The sequence below is a fragment of the Pseudomonas sp. RC3H12 genome, from assembly GCF_018596375.1.
GTDB lineage: Bacteria > Pseudomonadota > Gammaproteobacteria > Pseudomonadales > Pseudomonadaceae > Aquipseudomonas.
The window spans coordinates 307,569-325,848 of the sequence record NZ_CP075595.1 but is presented as its reverse complement, the minus strand read 5'-3'; the positions used below and the strand labels follow the sequence as shown (position 1 = coordinate 325,848).

Below are 18,280 nucleotides of genomic sequence, written 5' to 3'. Positions count from 1 at the left end.
AAGGTACTGGCGATGATCGTTACAACTCTCCAACAGATTAGCCCAGTCCGACGGACGGACTACATGAAATCATCGACACCTTGGGATTAACGCCAAGGTGTAGTGTTCACCGGGCTGGCCACCGCCGCTTCGCCGCCACGCAGGTGGCCGAGCTTCTCCAGCGTCTGCAGGCGCGCCTGCGCGCGGTAGGCGTATTCGTTGCGCGGGTACTGCTGGATCAGGTACTGGTAGGTCTGCGCCGCGTCGACGTAGAGCTTCTGGCGCTCCAGGCACTGGCCACGCAGCAGCGATACTTCCGGGTGGATGAACGGCCGGGCACGGCTGGTGCGGTCGACCTGCGACAGCTCCAGCATCACCTTTGCACAGTCACCACGGTCATAGGCGCGATAGGCATTGTTCAGGTGGTGGTCCATGGACCAGCGGGTGCAGCCGACGACACTGGCCGCCATGGTCAAAACGATCAGGGTGCGCATGGGAATTCTCCTTTGATGGCAGTGTATCGGCCTTTCACGGCAAATCTTCACAGCCTTTTGCAAGCATACCGCGACCGTTCAAACGCCACCCTCGCAACCGTACAGGTAGTGCAACGGAACAATGACTACAACGCAATTGAGGAGTAGCCTTTCGCTGCGCTTCACTATAGGAGTCTGTGCATGACCATCCGCCGTACCAAAATCGTCGCCACCCTTGGCCCCGCCAGCAACTCGCCGGAAGTGATCGAACAGCTGATCCTCGCCGGCCTTGACGTGGCACGCCTGAACTTCTCCCACGGCACCCCGGACGAGCACAAGGCCCGCGCCCGCCTGATCCGCGACATCGCCGCCAAGAACGGCCGTCACGTCGCGCTGCTGGGGGACCTGCAGGGTCCGAAGATCCGCATCGCCAAGTTCGCCAACAAGCGCATCGAACTGAAAGTCGGTGACAAGTTCACCTTTTCCACTGCCCACCCGCTCACCGAAGGCAATCAGGACATCGTCGGCATCGACTACCCCGACCTGGTCAAGGACTGCGGCGTCGGTGACGAACTGCTGCTCGACGACGGCCGCGTGGTCATGCGCGTCGAAACCGCCACCGCCGATGCCCTGCACTGCGTGGTGATCATCGGTGGCCCGCTGTCCGACCACAAAGGCATCAACCGCAAAGGTGGCGGCCTGACCGCGCCGGCCCTGACCGAAAAAGACAAGGCCGACATCAAGCTGGCTGCGGAAATGGACCTGGACTACCTGGCCGTGTCGTTCCCGCGTGACGCCAGCGACATGGAATACGCGCGCAAGCTGCGTGACGAAGCCGGCGGCAGCGCCTGGCTAGTGGCCAAGATCGAACGCGCCGAAGCGGTCGCCGACGACGAGACTCTCGACCAGTTGATCCTCGCTTCCGACGCAGTCATGGTTGCCCGTGGCGACCTGGGCGTGGAAATCGGCGATGCCGAGTTGATCGCCATCCAGAAGAAGATCATCCAGCACGCCCGCCGCAACAACAAAGCGGTGATCGTGGCGACCCAGATGATGGAGTCGATGATCCAGAACCCGATGCCGACCCGCGCCGAAGTGTCCGACGTGGCCAACGCCGTGCTCGACAACACCGATGCGGTGATGCTGTCGGCCGAAAGCGCCGCCGGTGCCTACCCGATCGAAGCCGTACAGGCCATGGCCCGTATCTGCTCGGGCGCCGAGAAGCACCCGACCAGCCAGAAGTCCAGCCACCGCCTGCACACCACCTTCGAGCGCTGCGACGAGTCCATCGCCCTGGCGGCGATGTACACCGCCAACCACTTCCCCGGCGTCAAGGCGATCATCGCCCTCACCGAAAGTGGCTACACCCCGCTGATCATGTCGCGCCTGCGTTCGCACGTGCCGATCTTCGCCCTGTCGCCGCACCGTGCTACCCAGGCCCGTGCCAACATGTTCCGCGGCGTCTACCCGATTGCCTTCGACCCGGCCTCGCTGCCGGCCGACAAGGTCAGCCAGGCGGCGGTCGACGAGCTGCTTAAGCGCGGCCTCGTAGAGCAAGGCGACTGGGTCATCCTGACCAAGGGTGACAGCTACCACACCATCGGTGGCACCAACGGCATGAAGATCCTGCATGTCGGTGATCCGCTGGTCGGCTGATCTGCCAGCAAAAGCCATCGCGGGGCGACCCGACTTGCCCCGCGATGCTTTCAGGCCTCAGGCGTGTTCGCTGAAAACATCCGCCAATACCTGATTCCGCGGTACCCCGGCAATGAACAGTCGACGGGCGAACCGCTCGACACTCCCCGGCGCCCCGCACAGCAATACCATCGTCTGGCGCGACGCCAGGCGCAAACCGGCCAACGCCTCATCCAACTGCTCGGCCAGAACCAACTCCACGCTCACCCCTTCCAGCGCCTGCAACGCCTCCGCCAGGTAGTGCCCGGCTGGCGTGCGCGCCACATGCAGCAGCCGAATCTCGCCCTGATGCCCCTGGCGCAGCGCCTCGCGCAGGATGCCCCACAAGGGTGCCAGCCCGGTGCCCGCCGCCAGCAGCCACAAGGGCCGCGCCTGCCAGTCAGGGTCGTAGTGCAGCGCCCCGCCGCGCAGCTCGCCCAGCCTCAATGCATCGCCTACGTGCAACTGCCGGGCCCTGTCGCAAAACACGCCGGGGCGACTGCAATCCAGGTGAAACTCCAGCGCCTCATCCTCTCCCGGCAGGCTCGCCAGCGAGTAGGGGCGGGCCACGTCGCCGCACCACAGCACCAGGTGCTGGCCAGCCTGGTAGCGCAGCGTCCGGCCTGGGCGCAGGCGCAGGCGCAGCACATCGCCGAACCAATCCAGTGCAACCACCGTGGCCGGCCGGCCATCCTGCAGCGGGTCGAACAGCGCCACCCGCAGGTCGCCGGCCACCGAGCACTGGCAGGCCAGGCGCCAGCCCTCGTCGCGCTGGGTCGCACTCAGGGCCGCGGGCCTGGCATCCACGGGCAGGCCATCGAGGCAGCGCACCAGGCAGGCGTGGCAACTGCCGGCGCGGCAGCTGTAGGGCACATTCAGGCCTGCCTCGTTGAGGGCATCCAGTAGATTGCTGCCGCTTGGCACTGCCCATTGGCGCTCGCCCACGCAAAGTTCGGGCATGGTCAGGTTTCTCATTCGATTCAAGGTTTTCTGGGGGCGCTGAAGCACGAAGCGCTCCCGAGGCCACAGCATCGCATGTCATCAGCAAAAAGGATGCCCCTTCCCTGCCGACCTTGGTCCAGACCACATGCAGGTGTTTCCGAAGACGGGGGCACGGTATACTGCCGCGCCTTTTTTGTGCCGGCCCGACCAGCCGGTGCCTTGCCAGGCGTTCCTGACATACAGGTGTGCACTGTCGGAATGCCTTTTCGAATGTTCCCGTCTTTAAGAGGAGCGCGCTGCATGACCGTGATCAAGCAAGACGACCTGATTCAGAGCGTCGCCGACGCCCTGCAATTCATCTCGTACTACCACCCCGTCGACTTCATCCAGGCGATGCACGAGGCCTACCTGCGTGAAGAGTCGCCTGCCGCGCGTGACTCGATCGCCCAGATCCTGATCAACTCGCGCATGTGCGCCACCGGCCACCGCCCGATCTGCCAGGACACCGGCATTGTCACCGTGTTCGTGCGCGTCGGCATGGACGTGCGCTGGGACGGCGCCACCCTGAGCGTCGACGACATGATCAACGAAGGTGTGCGCCGCGCCTACAACCTGCCCGAGAACGTCCTGCGCGCCTCGATCCTGGCCGACCCGGCCGGTGCCCGCAAGAACACCAAGGACAACACTCCGGCAGTGATCCACTACTCTATCGTCCCCGGCGACAAGGTCGAGGTGGATGTCGCGGCCAAGGGCGGCGGCTCGGAAAACAAGTCGAAGATGGCCATGCTCAACCCGTCCGACTCGATCGTCGACTGGGTGCTCAAGACCGTCCCGACCATGGGCGCTGGCTGGTGCCCGCCTGGCATGCTGGGCATCGGCATCGGCGGCACCGCCGAGAAAGCCGCGGTGATGGCCAAGGAAGTGTTGATGGAATCCATCGACATCCATGAGCTGAAAGCCCGTGGCCCGCAGAACCGCATCGAAGAGATCCGCCTGGAGCTGTTCGACAAGGTCAACCAGTTGGGCATCGGCGCCCAAGGCCTGGGCGGCCTGACCACCGTGCTCGACGTCAAGATCATGGACTACCCGACCCACGCCGCCTCCTTGCCGGTGTGCATGATCCCCAACTGCGCCGCTACCCGTCACGCCCACTTCGTGCTCGACGGCTCCGGCCCGGCCGAGCTGGAAGCGCCGTCGCTGGACGCCTACCCGGAAATCGTCTGGGAAGCCGGCCCAAGCGCCCGCCGCGTGAACCTCGACGCGATCACCCCGGAAGAGGTCGCCAGCTGGCAGCCGGGCGAGACCATCCTGCTCAACGGCAAGATGCTCACCGGCCGCGATGCCGCGCACAAGCGCATGGTCGAGATGCTCAACCGTGGCGAAGAGCTGCCGGTGGACCTCAAAGGCCGCTTCATCTACTACGTCGGCCCGGTCGATCCGGTCGGTGACGAAGTGGTAGGCCCTGCCGGCCCGACCACTGCCACGCGCATGGACAAGTTCACCCGGCAGATCCTCGAGCAGACCGGCCTGCTGGGCATGATCGGCAAGTCCGAACGTGGCCCGACTGCCATCGAAGCGATCAAGGACAACAAGGCCGTGTACCTGATGGCCGTCGGCGGCGCCGCCTATCTGGTGGCCCAGGCCATCCGCAAGTCGAAGGTCCTGGCCTTCGCCGAGCTGGGCATGGAAGCGATCTACGAGTTCGAAGTGAAGGACATGCCGGTCACGGTCGCGGTGGACAGCAAGGGTGAATCGGTACACATCACCGGCCCTGCGCTGTGGCAGAGCAAGATCGCCGAAAGCCTGGCGGTGGAAGTAAAGTAACGTCTACACCGCAGTAGGAAATAAGCCGCTCCCTTGAGGAGCGGTTTTTTTTGCTCGCAGGAAATTGATGCTGGCTCCTACAGCCAGCAATATGTACCGCTCTCAAAGCGTAATTTCCAACTCAAATGAGGCCTCATCTCCTGCAGAGGCAGACCTCATGAGCAATACCTTAAAAGCCAATCAATGGCTACGCCATTTCCAGCTGGATATCACCTCCAACTCCCGCCGCGTTTATGCCAATGGCCACCAACAAGTGGAGATCACCGTCACACTCGAACCTCGCAAAGGCCAGACGATCTCTCAGCAAAGCCTCGACTCACTGACCTTGGTCCAGATCGATGACGAAGGCAATCCTCGAGTGCTGGATCATCCGCACCTGTATGCGCACTCCGAGCGCGACGAACGATTTGTCTACCATAACGCTTCCGGCACCGCACCCAGTGCGCTGATGGCACACTCCCCCCAATCCATTCGCCGTCGCTTTTATGTGAGCTCGAAGCGTCCTGGTGGCACGCTCAGTCAAATTTATGCATTGATCTGGAAGGATGAAGATCATTATTTCGTGACGAATGCCGATCCCTTCAAATCCTCGGTCGTCATTGAGTCCATTGCGCCTGTGCCGCCCTCTAATGACCTCTTCAAATTGAGCAGCGAGCCGGCCCTCACGTACAAGCTCCCAAGTAGCAATCTGAACTACTGGGATGATGAGTTCGAAGAATCCGTCAGCTACTTCGGATTTGCCGATCCAAGGACCAGGATGGTCCAAAGCGAGGCGCTGGCCACACCTTCGTCTCAACCTGTCTATGAAATGAACAGCTGGGATCACGCATTGATCTCGTTCCAACTCACCAATGACTACAGCCAGTACCGTAAGGTGACGATGTATGAGGTGGGCCAGCCATTCACATTGCAATCTCCAGAGTCGGACCGAGCCCATCACCAGCGTCCTGCTCACATGCTCATCCATTTGTACGCCAAACGCTTCTATAACCGTCACTACGGCAGCTCGCAGACGAAGCGCAGTATCTGGAAGGTGATCGACCAGCATGGCAATGACTATGAAGTCGAATTCTTTGTCGCAGAAGCAGGCAAACATGTGTCCTTCAAGGTAAGTGCGAGCCAGGCCTGACCTTCCTGGAAACTCGGTGCCCGTGAAAGGGGCACCGACCTCTCCCTGCAACAGGAAACACCCAATGTCCTCGATACATACCCAAGCCAGCAATTTTCTGGACTTCATGAAAACCGGCGTGGACAACCGTACCGGCCAGTTCACCCTCGCGGTCTCCCTGCCGCTCCCACCCGCCAACCAACTGTGTGGACCGGCGCTCTCGGTCACCCTAGCCTTCAGCGTGCTGGGCTCAAGTGTCAACAAAGGCTATGGACTAGGCTGGACCCTCGGACTGTCCGAACTCGACCGGAACACCCTGAGGCTCGCCTCCGGCGAGCAGTACGCCATAGATCAAGATGCCTCCACGTTCGCAGCCGATACGCCGCTGACCTTCAGCGATCAAAAACTCCCGGCGCTGCGAGTCGCCCCACAACACAACGGTGATTTCCGGGTAGACAAGAAATCCGGAGAACGCGAAATCCTGCGTGAGCAGGAAGACAGTGGACGCTATCTGGTTGTGGAAATGCACTCCCCGGAGGGCCATCGCCTGTTCATCGACTGGGCGCCCTACGGCAATGACGGCCATTTCATTCTTCAGCAAATCAGTGATGAACAGCGCGCGCTGCTGAGCGTGGATCAGCTGGAGGAAGAAGTTCATCTCATCTTCAACCCGGATACCACGCAAGCGCTCATGTTGCGTCTGGTGTTGAGCAATGACCGACTCAGCGAAATCCACGTTCCCGGCATCCAGCGCCCTTTCGGCATCGAGTACGACGCCCTGGCCCTGGACAATGGAGCCCACCTGCTGCTGCCCACCACCCTGCACAGTCCGCTGGGCGCCCATGACATCGTCAAGTGGGCGACCGGGGCCGACGGCCATCAGTTGCCGGCCAACGCACCGTTTTCCCACCTGCCGCGGGTCGAGTCATGGATCCACAGCGCCGGCCCCCCCGACACCGAAAGGATGCACCACTACCGATGGGTCGGCACGGCCAATTTCCTTGGCTTCGGCAGCGCCCAGGCGTTTTCCTGGGAACATGGTCGAGACAACCTCTATCAGGTCGAAAGCGACTACCAATACGAAGTGGTCGAAACGGTCAGCGATGCACAAGGCACGATCCTGAATACCATCACTCGCACCTGGAACCGCTTTCATCTGCCCCTCCTGGAAAGCTCGCGACGAGGCGATTGCGAGATCAGCACGCATACCCGCTATGGTATCGATCCTGGCAAAACCTGGGAGGAGCAATCCAGTACCTGCCAGCTCCCCCATCAGGTCTCGACCACTTACACAGACCATGCCCGCCCAGGGGCCAGTCGCACCGAAACGACGGTTTATCAATACGACAACTACGGCAACATCACCCAGGTCGACTACCCAACCGGCATCAGTGAGATCAATTGCTACTATCCCGCCGAAGGGGGAGAAGGTTGCCCAGCTGATCCCTTGGGGATGGTGCGCTTCCTGCGCAAGAAAACTACCCGGCCAGCCAAGGCTGACGGCTCAGCTCCAATGTTGAGCAGCACGTACACCTATGCGCCACTTCCTTCACTGATCGTGGATGCCCCAGCGCATATCGTGGTCGAGCGTGAGCAGTTGCTGGACGAGCTGGACGGCCGCTTGCTGGAGGAGACCCGCCACATCTATTTCCATCAGCCTCACATCTGCTACGGGCGCATCCAGCGAAGCGTCACGACGCTCAACGGCAGGTCTACCGCTACCGAATACCACTATGGGCACGCAAAGGGAGCGTTGGTTTTACGGAGCACGATCATCGGCTTCGAGAATGACGACGTGAACCGCTCAACCCACAACAGCGCGCAGTCCCTGCTCACAGGCCAGACCATTTGGGAACGCAGCGAGAGCGGGGCGCTCACCCGCTACGAGTATGACCAGATTGGCCGTATCGTCCGAACACTCAACGCAACCGGTAGCCCGTACCAGACACAGCGTCTGGTGCGTTACCACCTGGGAGACGCACTAGCCGTGAACCTGCACGGTACCAGCGCCCTGCCAGCGATGATGGTCGAACAGGTGGAGATCACCGGCCGACGCCAGCGTCTGTGGCTCGACGGCGACGGACGTACCCGGCGTATCGAATTGGAAGACCTGGACAACGAACCCGGTCGCTTCCTTGAAATCATGCGCTGTGAATTCGATGCCCTGGGCCGGCAGATACGCCGGACGACCCAGGACTGGTTGTCCAAGGATTCGCCTGTTCCGCTGTCCCTGACCACCACCACCGTCTTCGACGACTGGGGCCAAGCCACCCTCACCATCGACGCCCAAGGCATACACACACATACGGTCCAGGACCCAATCACTCGTCGCTGCGAGCAATGGCAAGCTGCGGGCGGACTCTCCAGCCCTCGGAATGTGACCCTGAAAAACCTCGCGGGCAGCCCCATCGAAGAGCAGCGCTACGATTGCGAAAACAATCTGGCCCGTACATTGAAGTGGGTGCGCGATGGCCTGGACAGGGTAGTCGAAGAGCGGCTCAGCGTACCGAACATGTCCACAACCGTTACCCGCTACCGATACGACCACTATTCGCGGGTCATCGAAAAAATCTTGGAAGATGGCACTACCCTCGCGTGGCAATTCGCGCCCCACAGCGATGGACAGCATCCCGAATTGATTACCACCACTGCCCCTGCGCAGGAGGAACAACCATGAACGCCATTACCTTGGGGCGGCAGACTTTCGACGGCCTGGGCCGCCAGCGCTCGGTCGAAGTGGCCGGGCGCACCACCCACTACCACTATCGCCCGGGCCAGTTGCCTCCCCACGCCAATACGCTTGCCGATGGAAGGCGCGTGGACTTCGCCTACGAACCACAACTGCACGACGTGCTGCTGTCTTCCACTGCCGAGGGCGGTCACAGCGAACAACTGCATTATCACCCTCGCCTGGGTCAGCCCACCGAGGCCAGTGGTGCCCTGGGGACGCTGAAGTGGAGCTTCTCACCCGCCGGCTTGCCGCAGCAGGAGTCCTGGGACGTCGAGGGCGCCGAGTACAGTACCCTTTGGCATACATCGTTGGCCGGCAGGCCACTGGGTTTCGTGGACGCCAACGGCACCAAACAACAACGCCATTACGATGCATTCGGCAGGCTCGCGCAAATCATCGCAGGCAAGGTCAGTACGCGTATAACCTATGATGCCCTTTCGCGTGTGAACCAAGTCACCACTCAAGATCAAGACGCCCGCGTTCTGGTCAGGCAACTGACCTACGATGCCATGGGGCGAGAGGCCAGCAGCACCTTCACCCTGACCGAAAACGGTGCAACTCGGACCTTCACCCAAACCCTCGGCTACAACACACTCGATCAGCTCATCCGACGTACTGGCAATGACGGCCAGCAAGAGGCTGACGAACGCTTCGCCTACGATTCGCGAGGCCGCTTGGTGCGCTTTACCGCGAACACCAATGCCGCACCACGGGATCCGTTCGGCAACGCCATCGTCGAACAACGCTTTGTCTTCAATGAGCGCGACGGCTATCGACAAGTCACCAGCCGCTTCAACGACGGCAGCGAAGATGTTGCCCACTTCCACTACGCAGCCGATGACCCCTGCCAGATCGTGGCGATCGATCATAGCCACTCCAGCTGGCCAGCGCGGATCGAGCTGACCTACGACGCCCACGGACGCGTCATCGCCGACAGCCTGGGGCGCAAGCTCACGTGGGACGCCCACGAACGTCTGCAACGCGTCGAATATGAGGGCAGGACGTGCGAGTACCGCTACACCCCGAATGGCCAACTACGCGACCGAATTATCAATGGCACGCTCAACCGCAGCTTCTTCAGCGGCAAGCAACTGACCCATGAGCACCAGGGAAACACCACACTTGAGGTAATGGGCGACGGCAGCACTCTGTTCGCGGTGAGCGCGATCACCGAAGGTGTACGCCAGACAACTTTGCTAGGCTGCGACGGCCAAGGCTCGATACGCATCAAAGCCGGCGCCCAGGCGCACATGCTGCAATACACCCCACATGGCAGCGAACAAGGCAACGACCAGCAACAGCCGTTCGGGTATGCAGGAGAACGCCGTGAACCCCTGACCGGCTGGTACATCGCCGCAGGCTATCGGCCCTACGACCCATTGTTGATGTGTTTCCTCGCGCCCGACAGCGAAAGCCCGTTCGGTCATGGCGGTATCAATGCCTATACCTATTGTGGCGGCGACCCGGTCAACCGCATCGACCCAGATGGGCACAGCTGGCAGACCTGGGTCCTGGCCGGCATTGGCCTGGCGGTCGGAGCACTGGCTACGGTCGCCAGCTTTGGCGCCGCCGGCGCCGCGCTTGCCGCGGGCGGTATCCTCAGTGCCAGCGGTGCACTGGCAGTGGCGACGGCGACGCTCAACATCGTGTCCTTGGGCACGGGAGCGGCAGCGATGGCGATGCAGGCACAAGGCAAGAATGAGCAAGCCGCCAACGTGCTCGGCTGGATATCGTTGGGCACAGGGGTCGCCAGTCTTGCAACGGGGGGCTTGGCGCGGATGACTGGAAAAAGCGTCAGCACCCTCAAGCGCAGCAATGCACTGAGAAAGCCCGCAGCTCACGCCCCCAAGAACCCTCAGCATTCAATTGACGTCATGTTCAGAAGCCCAAGAACCAACCAAGCAGAGGTCGTCTGGTACGACGATGCATGGGGCAGAGGGATAAAAGCTTTTGAAACACATGGGGGCAAGAACGGTGTCTTGATGAATGCGGCCGGCCAATACGAAGACGCAGCACGCATCGCGCTGCGCGAAATAGCCCCGCGCCTGGCCCATACGCCAGCTGGCGAGCCCATCGTCCTGCTGGCCTGCTGGGGCGGGAAAAGCGGCGCGGCGCAACGAATCGCCGATGTGCTGCAACGCCCGGTTTATGGCACCGACAAGATCACTTACGTCCCAGGCGTAAGCCGTATGGACAGGCTGGACGTCGGCAATCTATGGTCGACCGTGCCCATGCAGAAGATCTCTAGATACCGTCGATTGCTAGGTGCCAAAGGTCCGTACGACTTCGACAGTACCCTGGAGCCGGCAACTGGACGAATGTACTTCCCATCATGAGGCCCCTACCTGTAGACACACCGTCAGGCAGATCATATCGGTAGCGCCTTGAGCCAGAACGACATGATCTTGTCGCTGCTTTCCTGCTCGTCCCGATCGCGCCAGGCATGACAGGTACGCAATGAAGGGTCCTGCAGGAAGCCGCGGTTACGCCAGAAACCGTGCAATGGTTTGTAATTGGCAGGCCGCAGCGGGTGTATGCCTGGGCGCTCGACGACGCAGAACGCGCAGTAATCGAATTCGGCCAACTTGTGTGCATACGATTCGCGCTCGATGAAAAAGCGCACGCCCAGGCCCTGACTGCGATAAGCAGGTAGCAACACCGAGCCACCGAAGTAGTACACCGACGTCGGATCACGTCCCTGGGCAAGGAACGATTGCTGGAAGAGAGGCGTCTCGTCTGTCAGCGGCAGGCCGGTGGAGGCACCTACTAATTGGCCACCGTCCAATGCCAGTACCATCAGGCTGCGACCAGAATCGGCGTAGGTGGCCAAGTGATTCGTCTCATGCTCCAGCGAACCTTCATAGAGGTAGGGATACTCGCGAAACACCGTCAGGCGCAAGCGCGCAAGCTCATCGATAAAAGGCGCAATCGCCGCGCCATGCAGCAAGCGTATTTCCATGGGGAAGCAGTCGTCTGGTCGCGGTGGATAACGCGCTCGGGCAAGCCGGCCTGAGGGGAAACCCTACCATCGGCATCGCAACCTGCCGTTGTCCCTGCGCGACAGGTGCTTCTCCAGGACCGCTACGACGGCCTGCTCACGACCTTACTGAATGCGCGTCCCAAGTACCTTGAGAAACGCCGCAAGCCACGCCGGATGCGCAGGCCAGGCCGGCGCCGTCACCAGGTTGCCGTCCACATGGGCCTGGTCCACCGCGATATCGATAAACCGTCCGCCCGCCAGCCGTACCTCGGGCGCACAGGCGGGATAAGCGCTGCACTCACGCCCTTCGAGCACACCTGCCGCCGCCAGCAACTGCGCCCCATGGCACACCGCTGCGATCGGCTTGCCGGCCAGGTCGAACGCCTTGACCAGCTCCAGCACCTTGTCGTTCAGGCGCAGGTACTCCGGCGCACGCCCACCGGGGATCAACAACGCGTCATAGCTCTCGGCCCGCACCTGAACGAAGTCGTAGTTCAACGCGAAGTTGTGCCCGGGCTTCTCACTGTAGGTCTGCTCGCCTTCAAAATCGTGAATCGCCGTGCGCACCGTCTGCCCGGCGATCTTCTCCGGGCACACGGCATGGACGGTATGGCCGACCATGGCCAGGGCCTGGAACGGCACCATCACTTCGTAGTCCTCCACATAGTCACCCACCAGCATGAGAATCTTCTTCGTCGTCATCGCATCCACTCCATCGGTTGTCTGGGAACAGTTCCAGCACGATAGTCTGCTTTGCGTGACGGCGATATACGTCGCTAGTCGCGGCGATCCAGCAGATTGGCCACCAGCCGGTCCAGCCAGCCCCACAGGCGCTGTTGCACCCGACGCCACAGTGGACGGGCATGCCAGCGCGCCAGGTCGACCTCCAGGCTCTGGGCGAAATCGCGCTCGAAGCTGGCGGCGACAGCAGCACTCAGCGGCGGATCGATGGCTTCGACGTTGGCCTCGAGGTTGAAGCGCAGGTTCCAGTGATCGAAATTGCACGAGCCAACGCTGACCCAGTCGTCCACCAGCACCATCTTCAGGTGCAGGAAGCATGGCTGGTATTCGAATATCCGCACCCCGGCACGCAGCAGCCTTGGGTAATAGCGGTGCCCGGCATAGCGCACCGCCGGGTGGTCGGTGCGCGGGCCGGTGAGCAGCAGGCGCACGTCGATGCCCTTCTGCGCGGCACGGCGCAGCGAGCGCCGCACGCTGAAGGTCGGCAGGAAGTACGGCGTGGCCAGCCAGATGCGCCGCTGGCCGCTGTTCAAGGCGCGCACCAGCGCATGCAGGATGTCCTTGTGCTGGCGGGCGTCGGCATAGGCCACCCGGCCCATGCCCTGGCCCTGCGCCGGCACCTGGGGCAGGCGCGGCAGGCCGAAGCCCTCAGGCGGGCGCCAGGCGGTGCGGCGCTGGTTGGCGTGCCACTGGCGGTCGAACAAGAGTTGCCAGTCGGTGACGATCGGCCCCTCCATGCGCACCATCACCTCGTGCCACTCGCTAGTGTCGGCATCCGGTGTCCAAAACTCGTCGGTGACCCCGGTACCACCGACCACCGACCAGCGTTCGTCCACCAGCAACAGCTTGCGATGATCGCGATAGAGGTTGCGCAAGCCCCGGCGCCAGCGCAGGCGGTTGTACCAGCGCAGCTGGACACCCGCCGCCAGCAGGCGCTCGCGCAACGACGCGGTAAAGGCCAGCGAACCGTAGTCGTCGAACAGGCAGCGCACCCGTACGCCCCGTCGCGCCGCCTGCTCCAGGGCATCGACCACAGCTTCGGCGCAGGCCCCGGCCTCGACCAGGTAAAGCTCCAGGTCGACTTGGTGCTCGGCACGCATGATCGCCAGGAGCATGCGCGGGAAGAACTCGGGGCCGTCGATCAGCAGTTCGAACTGGTTGCCATCCCGCCAGGGAAAGACCGGCCCCGGCATGTCAGCGGGCGGTGAAGATCAGCACCGCGCTCACCGGCACCGAGGGGTTGATCGACTTGAGCCCGGCCAGCTTGCGCAAGTTTTCCAGGCCCGGCAGCAGGCCGAATTCAGAGGCGCGCAGGATCAGCGGCTCCAGCGTCACCACCTGGAAACGCCGCTCGTCCAGGCGCGTGGCCAGCAACAGCGTGTTGTAGCTACGGGTCTGGCCGTGCAGGGTCACGCTCACCGGCAAGCGCAGCTCCAGCTGCGCGCCGTTGGCCAGGTCGTTGATCGGGCGCAGGTCGATCTGCGCCTGCACCGTGGCCTCGGGAAACTGCTCGAAGGCGAACAGGCCGTCGCGCATGCGCTCGTCACGCAGCGGGATGCCGCTGCTGATCGAGTCCATCTCGATGCTGACCTCGGCCGCGCCCTTGCGGTCGACCTTGCCATGCAGTACCAGGAAACGGTTGACCTCGGCAATATTGCCATTCTTGCCGGTGACAAAGGACAGGCGCGAGGATTCGCCATCCAGGTGCCAGTTGGCATGGGCGGGCAGGCACAGGGCGAACAGGAGGGCAGGCAGCAGGCGGGATGGCTTGAACATGTGAAATCCTGTGAATCAAGGCCGTCAACCTTACCCGCACGGTTTCACGGCAGCAAGCGGCAGCCTTCGCGGTTGCCCTGCCAGGCCGCCTGGGTGCGCCGACCAAGGCCCTCGGCGGTGACCAGGCGCCGGGGGCTGTCCTCTTCCAGCAGGCCCAAGGGCAGGTACTGGCGCACATAGTCCCGGCAATAGGCCTCAGCGAAACCCATCACGAACCGGCACGAACAGTACTCTTTAGCCGAGTAGGCCGAAAGGATACCCGGGAAGTCCGCCAACGCCTGGCGCTCGTGCCAGCCCCAGGTCGACAGGGCCAGTACGAGCAGAAGCACGACCCGCTTCATGCACCCTCCCCGGCGACGGCCGCCAGCACCCGCTTGAGCAGTTCGTTGTGGCTGAAGCTGCCATCGCGGTCATCGGCGTAGCGCACGATCACCAGCTTTTGCGTGGGCAGCACATAGAGCGCCTGGCCCCAGTGGCCGAGTGCGGCGAACGTGTTGCTCGGCGCATCCGGCCACGGCACCGGCTGGCCGGGCAATGACTGGTTGAGCCACCAGTGCCCGCCGGGGTTGGCTTCGCCCGGCACTGGCTGCGCGGCGCTGAACAAGGTGCGGTTGAACGTCACCCACTCGGCCGGCAGCAACTGTTGTTCGCGCCAGCGCCCGTCACGCTGCATCAACAGGCCGATGCGCGCCAGATCGCGCGCACTGAGATAGAGGTACGAGGAACCTACATAAGTGCCCGCGCCATCACGCTCCCAGACCGCACTGTAGATCCCAAGTGGGGTGAACAGGGCTTGCCAGGGATAGTCCGCATAGCGCTCAGGTGCGAGCATGCCGCGCAAGCTGGCGGCCAGCAGGTTGCTGTCACCGCTTGAGTAGACGAACTGCGTGCCGGGCGCACTGGCAGCGGGCCTGGATGCCGTGTAGGCGGCCATGTCGGTGCGGCCACGGGTGTAGAGCATGGCCACCACCGACGACTTCAATGGCGCATATTCGTAATCTTCCTGCCAGGCCAGGCCACTGGCCCAGTGCAGCAGGTCGGCCAGGCGCAGTCCGGCATGCCGCTGCAGGGCCGGGTAGTAGCGGGCAGCCGGGTCATCAAGCCTGAATCGCCCCTCGCCGTAAGCCACGCCCATGACCGTGGCCAGCACGCTCTTGCTCACCGACCAGGTCAGGTGGGGTGTGTCGACACGGGTCGGCTCGGCGTAGCGTTCATGGAGAATGCGCCCGTCGCGGATGATCAACAACGCATCGGTGCGAATGCCACCGCGCGCGGCATCGCGTGGCGCGAAGGCGTAGGTGTCTACGGCTTGCCAGTCGATGACGGCGTTGTCGACTGGCCACTGCGCTGAGGGCCAGTCTTCGGCCAAGGCCGGGGCTGCGGTCATGGCAAGGGCAAGTAGCACTGCCTTCATGGGGAGCTCTGCAAGGGGCTGCTTTGCAGCCCAGGTTCAAAAGTTCCCCCAGCGTCTCAGGCTTTCATGACAATCCAGCGGCCGCCCAGGCCTTGGCCAGGCGTTTGTCACGGGCCGCGCCGGCCAACGCCAGCAGGCCTTGGTCGCGTTGCCACAACTGTGCCCAGTGCCCCGGCCCTGCGGCCAACGCCTGGTCGATCTCGACCCGCAAGCCCTGGAACTGGGCAAACAGGCCACCCAGCAGCAGATGGCAGGCCACGCTGTCCGGGCATTGCCGACTGCCCTCGGCGCACCCGGCGAGCAGGCCGATCAGTTTCAGACGGAGTGGCTGCGGCCAGGCGCACTCCTGGGCAACGCCATGCAGCCAAGCCACCAGCGCCGCGAGCACATACAGGTCTTCGAGGGAGCGGAACGGCTTGACGTAGGCATCCCAGCCATCGCCGGCCAGCAACTCGCACGCGGCGTCCTTTAGCAGCAGGCGGCCATGCCCCACTTCGGGCATCAACGGCAGGGTCGGCAAGGCCTCGAGGCTGACACCGGGCTCACCCGGATAGACCACCGCCAATTGCAAGCGCGGCGCCTCGCCCGGTCCTTCGTGGCGCGCCGCCACCAACAGCCATTCAGCATCCAGCCCGGCAGTGACGAAGTCCTTGCTGCCGGTCAGGCGCAGGCCGTCCAGGCGGGTGTGCATGTCCGCCGGGCGCACGCTGCGCCGCTCGGTGGCACACAGCGCCCCCAAGCTGGACGGTGCGCTGGGCCACAGCACCCGCAGTGCCGCCTGGTAGCCGAGCAGGAAGGCCAGACCGGGCGTGGCCATGGCACGCCCGCCAAATACCGCCAGCTCGAACGGCGCCACCGCCCCCAGGCGCTCGAGCACCGCCCCATAGGTTTCGCCCAGGGTCGCCGCCAGCGGGTGGCGCAGGGGATCGTTGAGTCGTTGCAACCAGGCCATCGCAAACTCCTTTGAGGGGTGTCACGCAAGCATCACCAAAGATTCACGGGGGTGACACCGGGCGTACCTAGGCTGACTTTGCACAACAAAGCCGACCGGCCGCAACCCTTTGGCTGGCTTATGGAGACTCACGATGACCCGGATCGCTCGCTCTGGCGACACCAGCACTGAACGCCGTCTGCAAGCCGAACGCCTGGTCGGCGCCACGGCCCTGCAGGAAGCACAGGCCCTGCGTTTCAAGGTGTTCAGCGCCGAATTCAAGGCCAAGCTCAAGGGCGCCGAACACGGCCTGGACATGGACGACTACGACATCCACTGCCGCCACATCGGCGTGCGCGACCTGGCCACCGACCAGCTGGTCGCCACCACCCGCCTGCTCGACCACCAGGCCGCCAGCAGCCTGGGCCGCTTCTACAGCGAAGAGGAGTTCAGCCTGCACGGCCTGTTGCAGCTGCAGGGGCCGATCCTCGAGCTGGGCCGCACCTGCGTCGACCCGGCCTACCGCAACGGCGGCACCATCGCCGTGCTCTGGAGCGAACTGGCCGAAGTACTCAACGAGGGCCGCTACAGTTACCTGATGGGCTGTGCCAGCATCCCCATGCAGGACGGCGGCGTGCAGGCCCACGCCATCATGCAGCGCCTGCGTGAACGCTACCTGTGCACCGAGCACCTGCGCGCCGAACCGAAGAAGCCGCTGCCCAACCTGCCGCTGCCGAATAACGTCATCGCCGAAATGCCCCCGCTGCTCAAGGCCTACATGCGCCTGGGCGCGAAGATCTGCGGCGAGCCGTGCTGGGACGAGGACTTCCAGGTTGCCGACGTGTTCATCCTGCTCAAGCGCGACGACCTCTGCCCGCGCTATGCCCGTCACTTCAAGGCGGCGGTCTGATGCCGCGCCTGCGGGCCGCTGCCCGCCTGCTGCGGCTGTTCATGGTACTGACCCTGGGGCTGGCCATGGCCAGCGTCATCGCCCTGGGCGAGCGTCTGGGGCTGAACGCCTCGATAGAACAGCGCCAACGCTGGACACGGCTGTTCATGGGGCATCTGGTCGCCGCCCTGCCCTTCGACGTGCAGGTCAGGGGCGAGCTGCCGCAAAAACCGATGCTGTGGGTCTGCAACCATGTGTCGTGGACCGACATCCCGCTGCTCGGCATGCTCACCCCGCTGTCGTTCCTGTCCAAGGCCGAGGTACGCCACTGGCCGCTGGCCGGCTGGCTGGCCGAGAAGGCCGGGACCCTGTTCATTCGTCGCGGCGGCGGCGATGCACAACGCCTGCGTGAGCAGATCAGCGAACAATTGGGCGAGCAACGCCCCCTGTTGATCTTCCCCGAAGGCACCACCACGGACGGTCGCAGCCTGCGCACCTTCCATGGGCGCCTGCTGGCCGGGGCGATCGACCAGGTCACGCCGCTACAGCCTGTGGCAATCCAGTACCTGCGCGCGGGCCAGACCGATCCGATCGCGCCGTTCATTGGCGAGGACGACCTGGTTTCACATTTGATGCGGCTGTTCGGGCAGGACCGCGGACAAGTGCTGATCCACCTGTTGCCGCCAATCGCAAGTGCGGGCAAGGAACGCGCGGTACTGGCTTTCGAAGCGCAACAGGCGGTCCATCTGGCGCTATTCGGCGTAGAGAATGTCGAGGTGGCACCGAGGCGACAGGCTCGGGCAGCTTGAATCTGCGAT

16 protein-coding genes are annotated in these 18,280 nt (G+C 63.3%); 7 read left to right on the top strand and 9 right to left on the bottom strand.

Annotation, left to right across the window (positions count from 1 at the left end; all coding sequences use genetic code 11):
* Positions 1-86 precede the first annotated feature (86 nt).
* Positions 87-473: a tetratricopeptide repeat protein gene (locus tag KHO27_RS01500; RefSeq protein WP_214501065.1), complete on the bottom strand. Its 387-nt coding sequence runs from the start codon at positions 471-473 to the stop codon at positions 87-89.
* 180 nt (positions 474-653) lie between these two features.
* Here KHO27_RS01500 and pyk point away from each other — a divergent pair, with 180 nt between their 5' ends.
* Entirely contained in the window at positions 654-2,108 is a 1,455-nt protein-coding gene (gene pyk / locus KHO27_RS01495; RefSeq protein ID WP_050703896.1) for a pyruvate kinase, read from the top strand.
* A 57-nt stretch (positions 2,109-2,165) separates the two neighbouring features.
* Here pyk and KHO27_RS01490 read toward each other — a convergent pair whose 3' ends face one another.
* The gene (locus tag KHO27_RS01490; protein WP_214501064.1) at positions 2,166-3,086 is read right to left on the bottom strand and encodes an iron-sulfur-binding ferredoxin reductase; all 921 of its coding nucleotides are present in this window, start codon (positions 3,084-3,086) and stop codon (positions 2,166-2,168) included.
* A 282-nt stretch (positions 3,087-3,368) separates the two neighbouring features.
* Between KHO27_RS01490 and KHO27_RS01485 the strand changes: the two genes are divergently transcribed.
* The 4 genes from KHO27_RS01485 (at position 3,369) to KHO27_RS01470 (ending at position 11,067) form a co-directional block, all read left to right on the top strand.
* Positions 3,369-4,892 carry a fumarate hydratase gene (locus tag KHO27_RS01485; RefSeq protein WP_102682788.1) on the top strand — a complete coding sequence of 508 codons (1,524 nt, stop codon included), beginning with the start codon at positions 3,369-3,371 and terminating at the stop codon, positions 4,890-4,892.
* Positions 4,893-5,049: 157 nt separating this feature from the next.
* Positions 5,050-6,021: a hypothetical protein gene (locus KHO27_RS01480; RefSeq protein ID WP_214501063.1), complete on the top strand. Its 972-nt coding sequence runs from the start codon at positions 5,050-5,052 to the stop codon at positions 6,019-6,021.
* A gap of 64 nt (positions 6,022-6,085) precedes the next feature.
* Positions 6,086-8,677: an RHS repeat domain-containing protein gene (locus tag KHO27_RS01475; RefSeq protein WP_214501062.1), complete on the top strand. Its 2,592-nt coding sequence runs from the start codon at positions 6,086-6,088 to the stop codon at positions 8,675-8,677.
* Entirely contained in the window at positions 8,674-11,067 is a 2,394-nt protein-coding gene (locus KHO27_RS01470) for an RHS repeat-associated core domain-containing protein (RefSeq protein ID WP_214501061.1), read from the top strand. Before KHO27_RS01475 ends, KHO27_RS01470 begins: the two co-directional genes overlap by 4 nt.
* A gap of 32 nt (positions 11,068-11,099) precedes the next feature.
* On the opposite strand, the gene KHO27_RS01465 is transcribed toward KHO27_RS01470, so the two are convergent.
* From KHO27_RS01465 to KHO27_RS01435, 7 genes are all read right to left on the bottom strand, one after another.
* Positions 11,100-11,690 (bottom strand): GNAT family acetyltransferase, encoded by a 591-nt coding sequence (locus KHO27_RS01465; RefSeq protein ID WP_214501060.1) that lies wholly within the window; start codon positions 11,688-11,690, stop codon positions 11,100-11,102.
* 144 nt (positions 11,691-11,834) lie between these two features.
* Positions 11,835-12,413 carry a DJ-1/PfpI family protein gene (locus tag KHO27_RS01460; protein ID WP_110697602.1) on the bottom strand — a complete coding sequence of 193 codons (579 nt, stop codon included), beginning with the start codon at positions 12,411-12,413 and terminating at the stop codon, positions 11,835-11,837.
* A 74-nt stretch (positions 12,414-12,487) separates the two neighbouring features.
* Positions 12,488-13,645: a phospholipase D-like domain-containing protein gene (locus KHO27_RS01455; RefSeq protein WP_214501059.1), complete on the bottom strand. Its 1,158-nt coding sequence runs from the start codon at positions 13,643-13,645 to the stop codon at positions 12,488-12,490.
* A gap of 1 nt (position 13,646) precedes the next feature.
* Positions 13,647-14,228, bottom strand: a complete 582-nt coding sequence (locus tag KHO27_RS01450; RefSeq protein ID WP_110697598.1) for a YceI family protein — start codon at positions 14,226-14,228, stop codon at positions 13,647-13,649.
* A gap of 44 nt (positions 14,229-14,272) precedes the next feature.
* Entirely contained in the window at positions 14,273-14,569 is a 297-nt protein-coding gene (locus KHO27_RS01445; protein WP_214501058.1) for an amidase, read from the bottom strand.
* The gene (locus KHO27_RS01440) at positions 14,566-15,642 is read right to left on the bottom strand and encodes a serine hydrolase domain-containing protein (RefSeq protein ID WP_214501057.1); all 1,077 of its coding nucleotides are present in this window, start codon (positions 15,640-15,642) and stop codon (positions 14,566-14,568) included. The genes KHO27_RS01445 and KHO27_RS01440 overlap by 4 nt, the downstream gene beginning before the upstream one ends.
* 64 nt (positions 15,643-15,706) lie before the next feature.
* On the bottom strand, positions 15,707-16,594 hold the full coding sequence (locus KHO27_RS01435) for an acyl-CoA dehydrogenase middle domain-containing protein (protein ID WP_214501056.1): 888 nt from the start codon (positions 16,592-16,594) through the stop codon (positions 15,707-15,709).
* A 133-nt stretch (positions 16,595-16,727) separates the two neighbouring features.
* On the opposite strand from KHO27_RS01435, the gene olsB reads away from it, so the two are divergent.
* Positions 16,728-17,483: an L-ornithine N(alpha)-acyltransferase gene (olsB, locus tag KHO27_RS01430; RefSeq protein ID WP_110697590.1), complete on the top strand. Its 756-nt coding sequence runs from the start codon at positions 16,728-16,730 to the stop codon at positions 17,481-17,483.
* Complete coding sequence (locus KHO27_RS01425; RefSeq protein WP_214501055.1) at positions 17,483-18,271, top strand: lysophospholipid acyltransferase family protein; 789 nt, start codon at positions 17,483-17,485, stop codon at positions 18,269-18,271. Before olsB ends, KHO27_RS01425 begins: the two co-directional genes overlap by 1 nt.
* Positions 18,272-18,280: the final 9 nt, after the last annotated feature.

Excerpts from the sequence above, each read along its gene's own strand:
- KHO27_RS01435 (WP_214501056.1), bottom strand. The coding sequence starts at position 16,594 with ATGGCCTGGTTGCAACGACTCAACGATCCCCTGCGCCACCCGCTGGCG.
- KHO27_RS01465 (WP_214501060.1), bottom strand. The coding sequence starts at position 11,690 with ATGGAAATACGCTTGCTGCATGGCGCGGCGATTGCGCCTTTTATCGAT.
- KHO27_RS01480 (WP_214501063.1), top strand. The coding sequence starts at position 5,050 with ATGAGCAATACCTTAAAAGCCAATCAATGGCTACGCCATTTCCAGCTG.
- KHO27_RS01485 (WP_102682788.1), top strand. The coding sequence starts at position 3,369 with ATGACCGTGATCAAGCAAGACGACCTGATTCAGAGCGTCGCCGACGCC.
- KHO27_RS01425 (WP_214501055.1), top strand. The coding sequence starts at position 17,483 with ATGCCGCGCCTGCGGGCCGCTGCCCGCCTGCTGCGGCTGTTCATGGTA.
- KHO27_RS01490 (WP_214501064.1), bottom strand. The coding sequence starts at position 3,086 with ATGCCCGAACTTTGCGTGGGCGAGCGCCAATGGGCAGTGCCAAGCGGC.
- KHO27_RS01500 (WP_214501065.1), bottom strand. The coding sequence starts at position 473 with ATGCGCACCCTGATCGTTTTGACCATGGCGGCCAGTGTCGTCGGCTGC.
- olsB (WP_110697590.1), top strand. The coding sequence starts at position 16,728 with ATGACCCGGATCGCTCGCTCTGGCGACACCAGCACTGAACGCCGTCTG.
- KHO27_RS01460 (WP_110697602.1), bottom strand. The coding sequence starts at position 12,413 with ATGACGACGAAGAAGATTCTCATGCTGGTGGGTGACTATGTGGAGGAC.
- KHO27_RS01450 (WP_110697598.1), bottom strand. The coding sequence starts at position 14,228 with ATGTTCAAGCCATCCCGCCTGCTGCCTGCCCTCCTGTTCGCCCTGTGC.
- pyk (WP_050703896.1), top strand. The coding sequence starts at position 654 with ATGACCATCCGCCGTACCAAAATCGTCGCCACCCTTGGCCCCGCCAGC.
- KHO27_RS01445 (WP_214501058.1), bottom strand. The coding sequence starts at position 14,569 with ATGAAGCGGGTCGTGCTTCTGCTCGTACTGGCCCTGTCGACCTGGGGC.
- KHO27_RS01470 (WP_214501061.1), top strand. The coding sequence starts at position 8,674 with ATGAACGCCATTACCTTGGGGCGGCAGACTTTCGACGGCCTGGGCCGC.
- KHO27_RS01475 (WP_214501062.1), top strand. The coding sequence starts at position 6,086 with ATGTCCTCGATACATACCCAAGCCAGCAATTTTCTGGACTTCATGAAA.
- KHO27_RS01455 (WP_214501059.1), bottom strand. The coding sequence starts at position 13,645 with ATGCCGGGGCCGGTCTTTCCCTGGCGGGATGGCAACCAGTTCGAACTG.
- KHO27_RS01440 (WP_214501057.1), bottom strand. The coding sequence starts at position 15,642 with ATGAAGGCAGTGCTACTTGCCCTTGCCATGACCGCAGCCCCGGCCTTG.